Origin of the sequence: Streptomyces sp. NPDC059224, assembly GCF_042754285.1 — a bacterium.
In the GTDB taxonomy this organism is placed as follows: domain Bacteria; phylum Actinomycetota; class Actinomycetes; order Streptomycetales; family Streptomycetaceae; genus Streptomyces.
In genome coordinates this window covers 107,898-123,077 of the sequence record NZ_JBHZAN010000019.1, presented here as the reverse complement: position 1 = coordinate 123,077, position 15,180 = coordinate 107,898, and the positions used below count along the sequence as shown (strand labels likewise).

General features: G+C 73.6%; 13 protein-coding genes. 7 read left to right on the top strand and 6 right to left on the bottom strand.

Translation table 11 applies throughout. The annotated features are described in order from the left end of the window. Positions 1-69: 69 nt before the first annotated feature. Positions 70-1,767: a PucR family transcriptional regulator gene (locus ACFXI4_RS22210; RefSeq protein ID WP_384993690.1), complete on the top strand. Its 1,698-nt coding sequence runs from the start codon at positions 70-72 to the stop codon at positions 1,765-1,767. A 353-nt stretch (positions 1,768-2,120) separates the two neighbouring features. Beyond that, positions 2,121-2,888: a hypothetical protein gene (locus tag ACFXI4_RS22205; RefSeq protein WP_384993510.1), complete on the top strand. Its 768-nt coding sequence runs from the start codon at positions 2,121-2,123 to the stop codon at positions 2,886-2,888. 168 nt (positions 2,889-3,056) lie between these two features. Here ACFXI4_RS22205 and ACFXI4_RS22200 read toward each other — a convergent pair whose 3' ends face one another. Next, on the bottom strand, positions 3,057-3,824 hold the full coding sequence (locus ACFXI4_RS22200) for a GntR family transcriptional regulator (protein WP_384993508.1): 768 nt from the start codon (positions 3,822-3,824) through the stop codon (positions 3,057-3,059). A 163-nt stretch (positions 3,825-3,987) separates the two neighbouring features. Between ACFXI4_RS22200 and ACFXI4_RS22195 the strand changes: the two genes are divergently transcribed. Together ACFXI4_RS22195 and ACFXI4_RS22190 are read left to right on the top strand one after the other, a co-directional pair. Then, positions 3,988-4,812 carry a (2Fe-2S)-binding protein gene (locus tag ACFXI4_RS22195; protein WP_384993505.1) on the top strand — a complete coding sequence of 275 codons (825 nt, stop codon included), beginning with the start codon at positions 3,988-3,990 and terminating at the stop codon, positions 4,810-4,812. 316 nt (positions 4,813-5,128) lie between these two features. Next, complete coding sequence (locus ACFXI4_RS22190; RefSeq protein WP_384993502.1) at positions 5,129-6,157, top strand: DUF2637 domain-containing protein; 1,029 nt, start codon at positions 5,129-5,131, stop codon at positions 6,155-6,157. Between the two features lie 80 nt (positions 6,158-6,237). Here ACFXI4_RS22190 and ACFXI4_RS22185 read toward each other — a convergent pair whose 3' ends face one another. The 3 genes from ACFXI4_RS22185 to ACFXI4_RS22175 all read right to left on the bottom strand — a co-directional run bounded on the left by ACFXI4_RS22185 (position 6,238) and on the right by ACFXI4_RS22175 (position 8,215). Beyond that, positions 6,238-6,687 carry an ATP-binding protein gene (locus tag ACFXI4_RS22185; RefSeq protein WP_384993499.1) on the bottom strand — a complete coding sequence of 150 codons (450 nt, stop codon included), beginning with the start codon at positions 6,685-6,687 and terminating at the stop codon, positions 6,238-6,240. A 307-nt stretch (positions 6,688-6,994) separates the two neighbouring features. Continuing rightward, complete coding sequence (locus tag ACFXI4_RS22180) at positions 6,995-7,459, bottom strand: hypothetical protein (protein ID WP_384993496.1); 465 nt, start codon at positions 7,457-7,459, stop codon at positions 6,995-6,997. Positions 7,460-7,594: 135 nt separating this feature from the next. Beyond that, the gene (locus tag ACFXI4_RS22175) at positions 7,595-8,215 is read right to left on the bottom strand and encodes a hypothetical protein (protein WP_384993494.1); all 621 of its coding nucleotides are present in this window, start codon (positions 8,213-8,215) and stop codon (positions 7,595-7,597) included. A 178-nt stretch (positions 8,216-8,393) separates the two neighbouring features. On the opposite strand from ACFXI4_RS22175, the gene ACFXI4_RS22170 reads away from it, so the two are divergent. Beyond that, positions 8,394-9,722, top strand: coding sequence for a helix-turn-helix domain-containing protein (locus ACFXI4_RS22170; RefSeq protein ID WP_384993492.1), 1,329 nt, complete (start codon positions 8,394-8,396; stop codon positions 9,720-9,722). Between the two features lie 15 nt (positions 9,723-9,737). Here ACFXI4_RS22170 and ACFXI4_RS22165 read toward each other — a convergent pair whose 3' ends face one another. Both ACFXI4_RS22165 and ACFXI4_RS22160 read right to left on the bottom strand, forming a co-directional pair. Then, on the bottom strand, positions 9,738-11,480 hold the full coding sequence (locus tag ACFXI4_RS22165; protein ID WP_384993490.1) for a pyruvate dehydrogenase: 1,743 nt from the start codon (positions 11,478-11,480) through the stop codon (positions 9,738-9,740). A gap of 61 nt (positions 11,481-11,541) precedes the next feature. Further along, positions 11,542-13,203, bottom strand: coding sequence for a protein phosphatase 2C domain-containing protein (locus tag ACFXI4_RS22160; protein ID WP_384993487.1), 1,662 nt, complete (start codon positions 13,201-13,203; stop codon positions 11,542-11,544). 488 nt (positions 13,204-13,691) lie between these two features. Here ACFXI4_RS22160 and ACFXI4_RS22155 point away from each other — a divergent pair, with 488 nt between their 5' ends. Both ACFXI4_RS22155 and ACFXI4_RS22150 read left to right on the top strand, forming a co-directional pair. Beyond that, a complete protein-coding gene (locus ACFXI4_RS22155; RefSeq protein WP_384993484.1) occupies positions 13,692-14,672 on the top strand; it encodes a helix-turn-helix domain-containing protein in 981 nt (326 codons plus the stop codon). 21 nt (positions 14,673-14,693) lie between these two features. Beyond that, complete coding sequence (locus ACFXI4_RS22150; RefSeq protein WP_384993482.1) at positions 14,694-15,179, top strand: DUF456 domain-containing protein; 486 nt, start codon at positions 14,694-14,696, stop codon at positions 15,177-15,179. Position 15,180: the final 1 nt, after the last annotated feature.

Genomic DNA, 15,180 nt, shown 5'->3' with positions numbered 1-15,180 from the left:
ACCGGACGCCACCTCCACGACACTGCAAGATTCATCGTAGATTTCGAGACACAGAACGGCGGCGACGAGATGCGGCTGCGCGCACTGCTGGACACCGATGCGCTGGGCCTGCGGCTGCTCGGCGGCGAGGACGAACTGGACCGCACCGTGCGCGGGGTGATGACCACGGACCTGCGCGACCCCAGCCGCTACCTCTCCGGCGGTGAACTGGTGCTGACGGGCCTGGCCTGGCGCCGGGACGCCGCGGACTCCGAGCCGTTCGTACGGCTCCTGGCGCAGGCCGGGGTGGCCGCGCTGGCGGCCGGTGAGGCGGAGCTGGGGGACATCCCGGACGACCTGGTGACGGCCTGCGTCCAGCACCGCCTGCCGCTCTTCGCGGTGCACGAGTCGGTGGCGTTCGCGACGATCACCGAGCACGTCGTACGGCAGGTCAGCGGTGAGCGGGCCGGGGACCTGGCGGCCGTCGTCGACCGGCACCGCCGGATGATGACCTCGGGCCCGGCCGGCGGCGGCCCGGACGTGGTCCTGGACCTGCTCGGCTCGGACCTCGACCTGCGGGCCTGGGTGCTCTCCCCGACCGGCCGCCTGATCGCGGGCTCCAAGGTGTCCGGGCCCGCGCTGCCGGCCGACACCTGCGCCCGGCTGGCCGCCGAGCACCTGGCCGCGACCCGCACCGGCCGCCGGGGCCCGCACCGGCTGCTGCTCGACGGCAGCACGTACTCGCTCTTCCCGATCCGGTCCTGGGGGCACCGCCCGGCGGCGGGGGGAGGCCGCTCCCCGCAGGGCGCCCGGGACGTGCGCGAGACCGTGCTCGCGGACTGGCTGCTGGCCGTCGAGGCGGACGCCGGCGACTGGCAGGGCGAGCGCCTCGACCTGCTCCAGGGCGTCACCCAGCTGATCGCCGTCGAGCGCGACCGCCGCGACGCGGCCCGCACGGTACGGCGCCGGCTCGCCCAGGAGGTGCTGGAGCTGGTCCAGACCGGGGCGGCCCCGGCCGAGATCGCCGCGCGGCTGCGGGTGGCCGCGCCCGTCCTGCTGCCGGGCCTCGGCGCGGCCCCGCACTGGCAGGTGGTCGTGGCCCGCGTGGAATGGGACGGCGGGGAGGTGGAGGGCGGCCCGGTCGCCCAGTCGCTGCTGGAGGAGATCCTGGTCGACCCGCAGGCGACCGGCCCCGAGCAGTCCGACCGGATAGCGGTGGCCCACACCGGCGACGAGGCGATCGCCCTGGTCCCGCTCCCCGCGGTCTCCGCCGAGCACGACGGCTCGGAGGCCGGTGTGCACGCAGACGCGCTGCTGGAGTCGGTGCGGGGCCCGCTCTCCGCGGGCCTGGACGACGACGGCCGGGTCACCCTCGGCGTCAGCGCGGCCGTGCACTCGGCGGAGGGGCTGCGCGGGGCCCTGGAGGAGGCCCGGCACGCCCGCCGGGTGGCCGCCGCCCGCCCCGGCCGGGTCTGCGCGGCCGGCCACCAGGAGCTGGCCTCGCACGTCCTGCTGCTCCCCTTCGTCCCCGACGACGTCCGCCGCGCCTTCACCGCCCGCCTGCTGGACCCCCTGCGGGACTACGACCGCCGGCACCGTGCCGAGCTGATCCCGACCCTCGAGGCGTTCCTCGACTGCGACGGCTCCTGGACCCGCTGCGCCACCCGGCTCCACCTGCACGTCAACACGCTGCGCTATCGCGTGGGCAGGATCGAGCAGTTGACGGGCCGGGACCTGTCCCGGCTGGAGGACAAGCTCGATTTCTTCCTGGCATTGCGGATGAGCTGACGTCACGCGGGCGGGTGACCGGCTCGCGCCAAGTGCGGCCGCCGTCCCACGACTTTGTGAAATTATTCACCCACCCTCTTGGCCCCGCGTGGCGATCAGTGCTGGAATGCGGCCACCACTTCACAGCTCGACGGCGCGCTGGGCCTGCCCTTCGGATCAGGTCGGTGTCGAGGCACCCCGCCTCGCGACACCGATGAGCGGGGTGTGGTGCGTGCAGCTGCAAGGCGGAGGAGGGAGCCGGCGCGGAGCGTCGGTGACCGACGACAACGCCGCAGATGCGCGTGCCGCACCCCGCGACCCCGGGCTGAGCCGAAGGGCAGGACCCTGGGGAGGGCAACGTGGCGTACTCCGCCATGTCTGGGAACGGAACGAACGCCGGTGACGATCCGCTCCAGACCGCGGTATGGCGGCTGCGCTCGCGGGCCTGCTGGGCCGACGCGGCGGCACTTCTGCCGACGGACACGCCGACCTCCACGCTGCAACGGGCGGGGCTGATGGTCGAACGGTGCCTCTACACCGAGGGCGGCTGGAGCGAGGCGGAGGACGCGCTGCGGACGGCGGAGGCGGTGGCCCGCACCGACGAGGAACGCGGCGCCGCCGCGTGCGAACGCGGCCAACTCGCCTACGCGGCCACGCTGCACGGGGTGCGGGACCGGGCCGACGAGGCGCGGGCCGCGCTCGGCAGGGCGGCGGCGCTGATCCCTCCAGGGGCGCCCGGGCGGGCCCTCCTGGACTTCCGCCGGGGCCTGCTGGCGGAGAACCTGACCCGCTCCCCGCAGGCGGCGCGGGCGGCCTACCGCCGGGCCCACGCGGCCGCGACGGCCCACACCGACCCGCTGCTGCTGTCCTTCACCTGGCGTCATCTGGCCGGACTTGCCCTGCGGGACGGCGAGTTGGCGGAGGCCCGGCACGGCTTCGCGGAGTCGCTGCGGATCAGGGAGGAGCTGGGTTACCTGGTGGGCACCGCACCGGCACTCGCGTCCCTGGCCGAGACGGAGTCCGAGCCGGAGGCGTCACGGCTGCGGGAGGAGGCGGGCCGCCTGTTCCGCCTCCTGGGCGGCGTCCCGACCTGGCTGGCGGCCCAGTTGACCCCACCGGCCCCGGGCGCGGCGACCGCGTGATCTGCGGCCCGGTGTGGGGTGTCGCGTAGTTCCCCGCGCCCCTTCGGGGGCGCAGACGACCGCGTCTTCCAGGGGCGCGGGGAACGACGCGATCGGCCACGACGTACCCGCACCCGGGTGCCGGCCGACGCCCCCACGTCGGGCCGCCGCGCGAACCGGCCGCCCCCCTCAACCCGCGGTGGTGAAATGCCCTGTCACCAACCGCCGCACCACGTCCAGCTCGCCCGCGATCAGCGCGTCCAGCAGCGCCGTGTGCTCACCCGCGTCCGCCATCAGGTCGGCCCGGCCCCCGTGCAGCGGAACCGCCCGCCGGTGCAGGTCCTCCGCGATCTGCACCAGCTGCTCGTTGCCCGCGAGGGCCAGCACCGCCCGGTGGAACGCCCGGTCGGCCTCCGCGTAGGTCGCCTTGCATCCCAGCGCCGCCGCCCGCGCCGACTCCTCGGCCAGCGGCCGCAACGCGTCCCACCGCTCGGCCGGCACGCTGCGCGCCAGCCGCATCATCACCGGCACCTCGATCAGCGCCCGCACCTCGGCCAGTTCGGCGAGCTCCCGGGCCCCCCGGCGCACGACCCGGAAGCCGCGGTTGGGCACGACCTCGACCGCGCCCTCCAGGGCCAGCTGCTGCATCGCCTCGCGCACGGGCGTCGCGGAGACCCCGAACCGCTCTCCCAGCGCCGGCGCCGAGTACACCTCACCGGGCGTCAGCTCTCCGCTCGCCAGTGCGGTACGCAGCGCGTCCAGGATCTGCCCGCGTACCGACGCCCGCTGCACGACGGGCCTGGGCCGCTGGATCGGCGGCTCGCCGTGCGTGTGCTCGCCGCGCGCGGCAGGCGTGCCGGCGGGATGCCCGCCCGCCTGCCAGGCCGGCTCCTCGGACCGCGTCTGCGCCGGCACCCTGGCCGTCCCGGCCGGAGCCGGGTGCGCGCGATGGTCCACGGGTCCTCCTCCGACTCGTCGGGACTTGGGTCATTAACGGTGGGTTGTTACTCGTCCGTCAAGCACCTTAGGCGCCCCGGGCGATAGTTCAAATTTCCGAACGAGTGGATAAGGTAAGCCTTACTTATCCTGCTGTCGGCCCGTACCCGATCGGTGGTAGCCCATGCCCTCTCCCGTCTCCGCCGCCTACGCCCGCCTGACCGAGGTCTGTCCCGGCCTGGTGGTCACGGTGCTCGGCCAGGGCGAGCCCGCACCCCGGGGCGGCGACTGGGTCGGCGCCGCCGAGCTCGCGGCGGGCGGGGCCGGCCTGGACACCTTCCTGGCCTGGGACGAGGACCAGATCCTGCGGGACCACGGGCAGCCGGGACGGCCGGACGTGGTGGCCGGCTTCGGCCTGCACCGCTACGGCTGGGCCGCCTGCCTCCTGATCACCCTCCCGTGGTTCCTGGACCGCCGGGTCCCGCGGCTGCCCGTGACGCACGTCTCGTACGACCGCGTGGCCGGCCGCATGGCGGTGCGTGTCGCCTCCTTCGCCTGCCTGCCGGACGACCCGGCGGCTGCGCTGCCCGGCGCGGTCGTCGTCGCCGACGAGGAGGCGCTGCGGGCCGAGGTGCGGGCAGCCGTCGCCGAACACCTGGAACCGGTCCTCGGCGCCTTCGGGCCGCGGATGCGGCGGCGCGGGCGGGCGCTGTGGGGCATGGCCACCGACGAGATCGTCGAGGGGCTCTGGTACATCGGCGAACTGCTCGGCGACGAGGAGCGGGCCGTACGCGAACTCGGCCGGCTGCTGCCGGGCGCCACCGAGCCGTACGTCGGCTCGGCCGCCTTCCGGCTGCTGACCGGCCCGGCGGGCGAGCCGCTGCCGACCCGGGACCGGGCGAGCTGCTGCATGTACTACACCCTGCGCCCCGAGGACACCTGCGTCACCTGTCCGCGGACCTGTGACGACGAGCGGATCGCCAAAATCACCGCGGCCGCGGCGACCTGAGGCACCTTCAGGACCGTCCCGGCACGGAGCACCCCTTGGGATCCACTAAGATCACCGAGGGCGGGACCACCCTTGCGCCGACAGGGAATTCACAACTTCCTCACTTGTCGCAGGAACTTTCCGAGGAACCACCCGTATGGGTACTCTTACTCGAACTCAACTCCCGCCCCTCATACGGCAGTTCGAGCAGAATGCCGCCCTGGGCCAAGCCCTTGCACTTCCTTGGCGGTCTCTTGCCCCGAAACCCCCTGAGGGCCGGCGGGACTGGGCCACTATGGCGGGCGATACGCCCTATCCCAATGCAAGGGACCCCTAGATGAGACTGACCGACATATCGCTGAACTGGCTGCTTCCCGGCGCCGTACTGCTCCTGGGCATGCTGGTCGCGGTGGCGGTGCTCGCGCGCTCCAAGCGGTCCGGCGGGGAGCACGCGAAGGACGACTCATGGGAGCGTAGCGAGGAGCGCCGCAGGCGCAAGGAGGCCATTTACGGCACCGTCTCCTACGCGCTCCTGTTCTGCTCCGCGGCGGTCGCCGCGGCGCTCTCGTTCCGCGGTCTGGTCGGCTTCGGCCAGCAGAACCTCGGACTCTCCGACGGCTGGGAGTACCTCGTGCCGTTCGGTCTGGACGGCGCGGCGATGTTCTCCTCCGTTCTCGCGGTGCGCGAGGCGAGCCACGGTGACGCGGCCCTCGGCTCCCGGATACTCGTGTGGACGTTCGCGGGCGCCGCGGCCTGGTTCAACTGGGTGCACGCGCCCAGGGGCGTGGACCACGCGGGCGCTCCCCAGTTCTTCGCCGGCATGTCGCTGTCCGCGGCCGTCCTCTTCGACCGCGCGCTGAAGCAGACCCGCAAGGCCGCCCTGCGCGAGCAGGGCCTGGTGCCGCGTCCGCTGCCGCAGATCCGTATCGTGCGCTGGCTGCGGGCTCCCCGTGAGACCTACAGGGCCTGGTCGCTGATGCTCCTGGAGGGCGTGCGCAGCCTGGACGAGGCGGTCGACGAGGTGCGCGAGGACAAGCGCCAGAAGGAGACGAACCGGATGCGCCGCCGCGAGCAGGACCGCCTGGAGCGGGCCCAGCTCAAGGCCATCAGCCGGGGCCACCGGGGCTTCGTCGGACGGGGCCGGCAGGACGAGGTGCACCAGGTCGAGCGCGCCTCCCAGCCCACTGCGGAGCCTGCCATACCGGCGCCGGAGCTCCCCGTACGCCAGCGGCCCTCCCTCCAGCCCGTCCGCAAAGGGTCTGACCCGATCACGGTCGACCTGACCGCGGAGGACGACACAATGGCGCTGCCGCGCCTGGACTCCCTGGAGCGCAAGCTCAAGGACCTCGAGCAGCAGTTCGGCTGATCGTCTGCTGCCGGACGGCACCTCGGGACGGGGGCGTGACCTTAGAGGTCGCGCCCCCGTCCCGTTGTACGCAGGTGCCTTCAGGCGGCGTCCGCATCCAGTTCGAACCACACCGACTTGCCCACCTCGTGCGGCTGGACGCCCCAGGCGTCCGCGAGGGAGTCGACCAGCACCATGCCCCGGCCGTGCGTGCCGTCGCCGGTGTCCGGGGCGCACACGCGGGGCCTGCGCCCCACGAAGTCCCGCACCTCCACACGCAGTTGGCTCGGTCCCACGACGGCCGTCAGTACGGCCTCACGGTCGGTGTGGACGAGGGCGTTGGTGACGAGTTCGCTGGTGAGCAGTTCCGCGATCTCCGAGCGGCCCGGTTTTCCCCAGTGTCGTAGCAGTTTCCGCAGCTCCCGTCGGGCCTCGGGCACCGCCCGCAGGTCCGACCGCCCCAGCCGGCGCCTGAGCTGTGACGGGTGTCCCCGTTCCGTCGTGTCGGTGTCTTCCCCCGCCGCCTGCGCCGAGGAGGCCCCGATGGCCACGGGACCGCCCCCTCGTGCCTGACTGTTCATGACCCCCGCCCGCGCGCTGTTGCCGGATCCCCTCCTGATCGAACACGTTCACGGGGATCCATGCCCGCTCGGGCACGGGCCAGTCATGTCACGCCGATGACGGCCGGGTGTTCGGCCATGTCCTGAACCGGCCCCGGTCCGTACGTCGTCTCCCGGACCGCCCCGTACGCGCCAACGGTGCCGCGGACCCGGCGCGAAACAGCCGCTCACACAACGGCCCGAGCTGTTTCACGTGGTTCGCGGCACCGCCGATTCTGGCCGAAACCTACCCTTCCGCCTACTTGCTCCCGAGACCCTTGGTGCCGATGTGAGTGATCTTGTGGGAGTCGCGGGTCATGTCGACGTACAGCTTCGTGGTCGTGTTCCGGCTCCAGGTGAGGGTGACGACGGCCTCGGTGCGGTTCTTCACCGTGCCGTTGCCGGTGACCTTCCACTTGAGCGGGGTGTTCTGGGCCCGGAGCACCCCGTCGGCGTGCTCACGCTGCTCCCAGGCCTTCAGCGCCTTCAGGTAGGTCGGGTCGAGGTAGTAGGCACGCAGCGCGGTGGGCAGGCCGCCGCTTCCGTCCGGGTCGCTCTCGGCGTCGACGTAGGCGCCGTAGAAGTCGGCGATCCGGGTGAGGTTGTCCGACGGGTCGCCGGCGACGCTGCGCGAGGCGCCGGCCGAGGCCTGGGCGGTGACGCCGAGCCCGAGGGCCGCGGCGAGCAGGCCGGCGGTCAGGACGGTGCGGGTCTTGGTGCTCATGTCTGATTCCCCGTTGTCTGTGATGAGGTGCTTGTGGTGAGTTGGCTGTGGTGAGTTGGCTGTGCAGATGGCCGATGGCAGATGGCTGTCGGGGCCGTCCTCCCCTCCCCCGGGCGGGAGGACGGCCCCGACCCATCAGTGGAGCTTCTTCACGGCCGTGACGGTCGTCTTCTTGAACGCCTTCACCGGCGCGTCCTGGAAGCCGCCCAGCTGCCCCCAGTCCACGACCGTCACGGTCCTCCCCTCCCGGCCGAGCGACAGCAGCCGGATGTCACTGGCGCCCCAGGAGGTCTCGGTGTGCAGGGCGTAGACATGGGCGCCGTCCCCGACGCGCAGGTCTCCGTGGTCCTGGAAGTCGGCCCGGGTCTCCGGGTCGTCCATCTCGATCCGGTCCGCGCAGGACACGATGTCCTCGTCGAGCTTCGCGACCCGGCCCTTCGCCGCGCGGACGTCGGGCAGTTCGACGCTGACCTGACGGGCGCCGGTGTCCAGGTCGGTCCGGAACTCCCGGTACCAGGTGTGCCGGCCACCGCCGAGGGCGACGCCGAGGCAGGTGTCCTGCCTGACCGCCTCCGGTACGCCCGCGGTGACCCGGCCGGCCGTCCAGGACGAGCCCGGACGCGGCGGCAGGTCGGACGCCGCGAGGAAGCCGGGCGGCTCTGGGGCGGCCGCCGCCGGGACGGCGAGCGAGCCGCCCACGGCGAGGGCGGCGCCGGCGAGTACGGTGAGCGCGCCTGCTCGGGTGCGCTTGGGCATGGATGGTCCCCCGTCGGATCGGTGCATGGGTGTGGGATGCCGCGGACGGCGCCGGCTGGTCGGGCCGGCCCTGGTCGGTGCGACACCAGAAGCATCGGCCGTCCGCCGCGGCAACCGCAACGGCAACCGCCCGTTCCGCCGCCCTGGAACCATCCCAGCCCATGTGACGTGCAGGTATATGAATGCCTGGGATACGGACGACCGGGGGAAGGTGCCCGTGCGCGAGGACGTCGAGGAGTTCGCGGCGCTGCTGCGGCAGTTGAAGGACCGTACGGACCGGAGCTACGGCTCGCTGGCCCGCCGCCTGAACATGAACACCTCCACCCTGCATCGCTACTGCGCGGGCGAGGCGGTACCGCTGGACTTCGCTCCGGTCGAACGTCTGGCCGCGTTCTGCGGGGCGAGCCCGCAGGAGCGGCTGGAACTCCACGAACGCTGGTTACGGGCGGTGGCGGCACGGCAGCGGCCACGGACCGCGGAGGACACCGGGACCGGCGAGCCGGAGGCCGTCGCCGGGAGCGGCACGGATCCGGCGCCCGAGCCCGGACCCGTGCCCGAGCCCGCGCCCGAGCCCCGCCCCTGGTACCGCCGGCGCCGCACCCTGGTCGGTTCTGCAGTGGCCGTCGTCCTGCTGGTGACGCTGGGCAGTCTGATCGCCCCCTCGGACGACCGGCCGCCCGCCGGCACCTCGGCCCGGTCCGCGGGTTCCTCCCCCACCACCGCCGCCGGGGACGCCCGGCGCCCCGGCCCGACGGCCACCGGGCCATCACCGGAGGACTCCGGCTCGCCGGTCCGCCGCTCGCCCTCCCCCTCGCCGCACGGCACCAGGACCCCCGCCCCCTCCGGCCCGGCCACGCCCGGCGCCTCCGCCCCGGCCACCGTCCCGCTCGCCTGGACCGCCGGCTCCCAGGTCTGGGAACTGGGCTGCGACCACGACTACGTCATCGACAAGCAGCCGGCCGAGGTCCCGCCGCCGCCGGTCCCGCAGGACGCAGGCACCTGGGCAGCCACCCAGAACGCGGTGCACGGCCACGACACGATCGTCCAGATCTCGGTGCAGGGCCGCTCGTCCACGGCCGTCGTCCTGGAGGACCTACGGGTGCGGGTCGTCGGCCGTACCTCCCCGGCACCCGGCATCGCCTACTCCATGGCCGACGGCTGCGGCGGCGGTCTCACCCCGCGCTACTTCGACGTCGACCTGGACAAGGACCGCCCCCTCGCCCGCCCGGTGGCCGGCGAGGGCCCGGACGGCCGGACCGTCTCGACCATGCGGCTGCCCTACCGGGTCTCGTCCACCGACCCGGAGGTGCTCCGCGTCAACGCGCACACCGAGGGCTGCGACTGCCGCTGGTATCTCGAACTGGACTGGTCCTCACAGGGCCGCTCGGGCACGGTCCGGATCGACGACCACGGACGGCCGTTCCGCACCAGTTCCATCAAGGGCCTGCCGCACTACTGGTACGGCTTCGTCGACGGCGTCCGCCAGTGGGTGCCGGTCGAGGGCTGAGCCGGACGGCACCCGCTACGGCCTCGGCATGTTGCGCAGGTTGGAGCGGGCCATCTGGACCATCCGGCCCACGCCGCCGTCCAGGACCATCTTGGACGCGGAGAGCGCGAAGCCGGTGACCATGTCGGCACTGATCTTCGGCGGGATGGACAGCGCGTTGGGATCGGTGACCACGTCGATCAGGGCCGGGCCCCTGTGCTTGAAGGCGTCCTTCAGCGCACCGGCGAGCTGGCGGGGCTTCTCGACCCGCACCCCGTAGGCACCGCAGGCCCGGGCGACGGCGGCGAAGTCGGGGTTGACGTTGGTGGTGCCGTACGAGGGCAGGCCCGCCACCAGCATCTCCAGTTCCACCATGCTGAGGGCCGAGTTGTTGAACAGGACGACCTTCACCGGCAGGTCGTACTGCACGAGGGTCAGGAAGTCGCCCATCAGCATGGCGAAGCCGCCGTCCCCGGACATCGACACGACCTGGCGGCGGCGGTCGGTGAACTGCGCGCCGATCGCCATCGGCAGCGCGTTGGCCATCGAACCGTGCGAGAAGGAACCGATCACCCGGCGGCGGCCGTTGGGCGTGACGTACCGGGCGGCCCAGACGTTGCACATGCCGGTGTCCACCGTGAACACGGCGTCCTCGTCGGCGAGTTCGTCGAGCACGGAGGCCACGTACTCGGGGTGGATCGGGACGTGCTTCTCCACCTTGCGGGTGTACGCCTTCACCACCCCCTCCAGCGCGTCCGCGTGCTTCTTGAGCATCCGGTCGAGGAACCGCCGGTTCTCCTTGGTCCGCAACCGCGGCACCAGACAGCGCAGCGTCTCGCGCACATCGCCCCACACGGCGAGGTCGAGACGGGAGCGGCGGCCCAGTACCTCGGGGCGCACGTCGACCTGGACGATCTGCACGTCGTCGGGGAGGAAGGCGTTGTAGGGGAAGTCGGTGCCGAGCAGGATCAGCAGGTCGCACTCGTGGGTGGCCTCGTAGGCGGCGCCGTAGCCGAGCAGTCCGCTCATGCCGACGTCGTACGGGTTGTCGTACTGGATGTGCTCCTTGCCGCGCAGGGCGTGGCCCACCGGGGACTTGATCTTCCCGGCGAGCTCCATGACCTCCGCGTGCGCGCCCGCCGTGCCGCTGCCGCAGAACAGCGTCACCTTGTCCGCCGCGTCGATCATCGCGACCAGCTTGTCGAGTTCCTCGTCCCCGGGACGGACGGTGGGCCGGGAGGTGACGATCGCGTTCTCGAGGGGCTCGTCCGGAGCGGGCTCGTCGGCGATGTCGCCCGGCAGGCTCACCACGCTCACCCCGCTGCGGCCGACCGCGTGCTGGATGGCGGTCTGGAGCAGCCGGGGCATCTGCCTGGGGCTGGAGATCAGCTCGCTGTAGTGGCTGCACTCCTGGAAGAGCCGGTCGGGGTGGGTCTCCTGGAAGTAGCCCAGGCCGATCTCGCTGGAGGGGATCTGCGAGGCGAGGGCGAGCACCGGGGCCATCGAACGGTGCGCGTCGTACAGGCCGTTGATGAGGTGCAGGTTGCCCGGTCCGCAGGAGCCGGCGCAGGCTGCCAGTCTCCCGGTGACCTGGGCCTCCGCGCCGGCCGCGAAGGCGGCGGTCTCCTCGTGGCGGACGTGGATCCAGTCGATGGCGGAGTTGCGGCGGACGGCGTCGACCACCGGGTTGAGGCTGTCACCGACGACGCCGTAGAGGCGGCGGACTCCGGCTCGGACGAGGATGTCGACGAACTGCTCGGCGACGTTCTGCTTGGGCATGACGGACGGGTGCCCCTTCCCTGTGGGCGGATACCTCCCCATCCACGCACAGGGACCGGCGTCACGCCTCCCAGACGACCGCCGCCGTACGGTCGTCGGCGTAACCCTTCACCCGCACCTGGGTGTCCGCGAGGAACGCGGCGAGACCCGGCGGAGCGCCGCCGGACCAGCGCCGGGCCAGATAGGCGCAGAGGGCGGGCTCACCGCGCAGCGGATCGGCGAGGCCGCCGCTGCACATCACCAGCGCGTCACCCGGGCGGGCTACCGAGGCCCGGAAGAGGAAGGGGGCGCGGGGCGGTTCCGGAGCGGGTTCGTAGGGGCTCGGCGGGGTCGGTATGCCGAGGTCCATGGTGAGCCGGTCGCCCTCCGGGGTCTCGGCGGGCGGCGAACCGTAACCGACCACGGGCTCTCCGACGGTCTCGGTGCCGGCGCGCGGTTCGATGTCCTGCCACTCGCCGTCCCGGAGCCGGAACAGTCCGCCCTCCCCGGCCCCGAAGAAGACCCGGGTACGGCACTGGGGGTGGGTGGGGACGAGCAGGCAGCGCAGGCTGGCCGCGTACTCGTCGGCGGCGACGCCCCGTTCGGCCGCGCCGGCCCGGAGCCGGCCGAGGCTGCGGTCGGTGAGCCGGTGCAGCCCGGACTTGAGGTCGCCGCGCCGGGCGGCCTGGATGTCCTCGGTGAGCCGCTGGTGGCTGCGGCCCACGGCCCGGGCGATCCACTGGCAGACCTCGGCGGCGGCCCGGTGGGCGCCGGGGGCGCCCCGGGCACCGGTGGCCAGCGCGACCAGGAGCAGCGCCCGGTCGCCGGACCCGAACCGGGCGGTGAGCAGGGCGTCGCGGCGCGGCTCGCCGCGGTACCGGGTGGAGTCACCGCGCTGGGAGACGGCCCGCAGGGTGCAGATGCCGTAGCGGGCGCCGTCCAGCACGGTGTCGGCGACCAGGTCGTCGAGTCCGTCGGGGTCGGCGGCGGGCAGCGCGGTCGGTTCGGCGTCGTAGGTGGGCGGCCCGGAGCCGACGTACTCCACGGAGGAGGCCGGGGCGGAGTACGGCGGGGGCGCGGCCAGGTCGGGGCGGGTGGCGGGGTGCGCGCCGGCCCAGGCGTCGTCCTCCGCCTCCGCGGACTCCGGGTCCTCCTCGTCCCAGGGCCAGGGCTTCCGGGCGGGGGCGGCGTCCTCGCCCGGTGCCCCGGCGGCAGCGCGTTGCGCGGGCACGGCGGGCGGCTGCTGGCCCGACGACGGCTCCCGGCCGGCCGGCGGGGCCGGCAGCGGAGGCGGCCCGCCGGCCGCCGCGGAGGCCGGTACCTTCGGGGGACCCGGCGGGCCGGCCGGGACCGGCGGGACCCCGGCGGCCGACGGCCCCGCTGCGGCCAAGGACCCGGGCGGGCTCGGCTGCACCGGCACGGTCCAAGGACCGGGTGCGGCCGGTGAGTCCGACGCGTCCGGCACACCGGACCGCCTCGGCACCGCCGGCGGGACCGGGGGCGGATCCGGCGGGACCGGGGGCGGATCCGGCGGGACCGGGGCGGCCGGTGGCGCCGGATCGGTGCCCGGTTCCTCCGGGGCTGCCCGCCGTCCCCGCCCCGCCACCGTGTTCTTCGCCGAGGCGAACCGGTCGTCCAGGGAATCGGGCGCGGCCGTGGGGCCGGTGTCCTCGGTGGAGTCGTCGTACAACTGCCCCCACCAGTCGTCCTCATGACGGGCGGGCCTACCCCCTGGCTGGCTCATGCCCCTCATTGTCACCGCGGGAGCCGGATGAAAACGGGGCATCAGGAAAATCCCGTACACGAGTCGGTATCGAACGCCGTGCCGAGTGACGTACTGAACACTCGTGCGGGGAAATGGGCTCGACGACACGTACGGGGGGAACGGTACGCGTGACACGTGTGAGTCGCCGGGTGGTCCCACCCCCCACGGGAGAACCACCCGGCGACAGCTGAGTGACCCGGCCCCGGATACCCTGCGCGCGTGCGCGTCACGGGCCCGGGTCACCGTTTCGCACGGCCGGACGCGGTGACGTCCCGGCCGGAGACCAGATGGTGACGGGTGTTCCTTGCGACCAGCTGTGAATCGCGGATCCGGATACCCGGTGAAGGTGCCGTGGTGACGTGATCTTGGCAGAGTGACCGCCGGTACGGCGATGATGTGCTGCGGCGGGTTTGCGCCGTGGCCGGTTCCCGCCATGGGGCCCGATTTCAAGGGAGGAACGCGGGTCGATGCTGGCAGCGCTCGGGCTGGACGAGAAGGACGAGTCGGCGTACCGGACGCTGGTCTCCGTGGGCGCCGCCGATGTGCCCGATCTGGCGCGGCGGCTGACGCTGGCCGAGCCGGACACCGAGCATGCGCTGCGCCGGCTGGAGCGGCACGGCCTCGCGGCCCAGTCCTCGGGCCGGCCGGGCCGCTGGGTGGCCGCGCCGCCCGGGGTGGCGCTGGGCGCGCTGCTCACCCGGCAGCGGCACGAGCTGGAGAAGGCCGAGCTGGCGGCGGCGCTGCTCGCCGAGGAGTACCGGGCCGCGGCGGCCGAGCCGGCGGTGCACGACCTGGTGGAGGTGGTGACCGGCGCCCCGGCCGTCGCCCAGCGTTTCCTCCAGCTCCAGCTGGGCGCCGCCGACGAGGTGTGCGCACTGGTCACCGGCAACCCGACGGTGGTCTCCGGAGTGGAGAACGAGGCCGAGGAGCAGGCGGCCGGCCGGGGGGTGCGCTACCGGGTGGTGGTGGAGCGTGCGGTGCTCGATCTGCCGTACGGGATCACGGAGTTGACGGCGGCACTGGGCCGGGACGAGCAGGTGCGGGTGGTGGACCGGGTCCCCACCAGGCTGGTCGTGGCGGACCGCGCCCTCGCGATGGTCCCGCTCACCTCCCGGACCTCGGAACCCGCCGCGGTGGTGGTGCACGCCAGCGGCCTGCTGGAGCTGCTGTCCGAACTGTTCGAGTCCGTGTGGCGGACGGCTCTGCCGCTGCGCCTGGGCGCGTCCGGAGTGACCGAGGACGGGCCGGACGCCCCCGACCCCACCGATCTGGAGGTGCTGTCGCTGCTGCTGGCCGGGCTGACCGACGCGAGCGTGGCCAAACAGCTCGACCTGGGCCTCAGGACCGTGCAGCGCCGGGTGAAACGGCTGATGGAGCTGGCCGGGGTGACGACCCGGCTGCAACTGGGCTGGCACTCCTACGAGCGGGGCTGGGTGGCCCGGGACTGACCCGCGCGGCACCCTGGGCAGATGGGAGCAGGGGAACTCCTGCTGGTCGGCCTGGTGCTGGTGATCGGCCTGTGCGGAGTACTGGTGCCCGGCGTGCCGGGTTCGTGGCTGGTGTGGGCCGCCATGCTGTGGTGGGCGCTGTACGACCCGCGCCCGGTGGCCTGGGCGGTCCTGGTCGGCGCCTCGGTCGTGCTGCTGCTCGCCCAGGTGGTCCGCTGGACCCTGCCGCCGCGGCGGCTGCGGGCGGGCGGTGCCACCGCCGGCATGGGCGTGTACGCCGGGACGGGCGCCGTCCTCGGCTTCGTCCTGCTCCCCGTGATCGGCGCGATCCCCGGCTTCATGGCCGGGATCTACCTGCACGAACGCCTCCGTCTCGGCCGCCGCGCCGAGGCGCTGGCCGCACTGCGCACGACGATGGAAGCGGGCGGCTCCAGCGTGCTGGCCGAACTGTTCGCCTGCCTGCTGGTCGCGGCGGGCTGGCTGGTGGCGGTGGTCCGGGGCGGGTGAG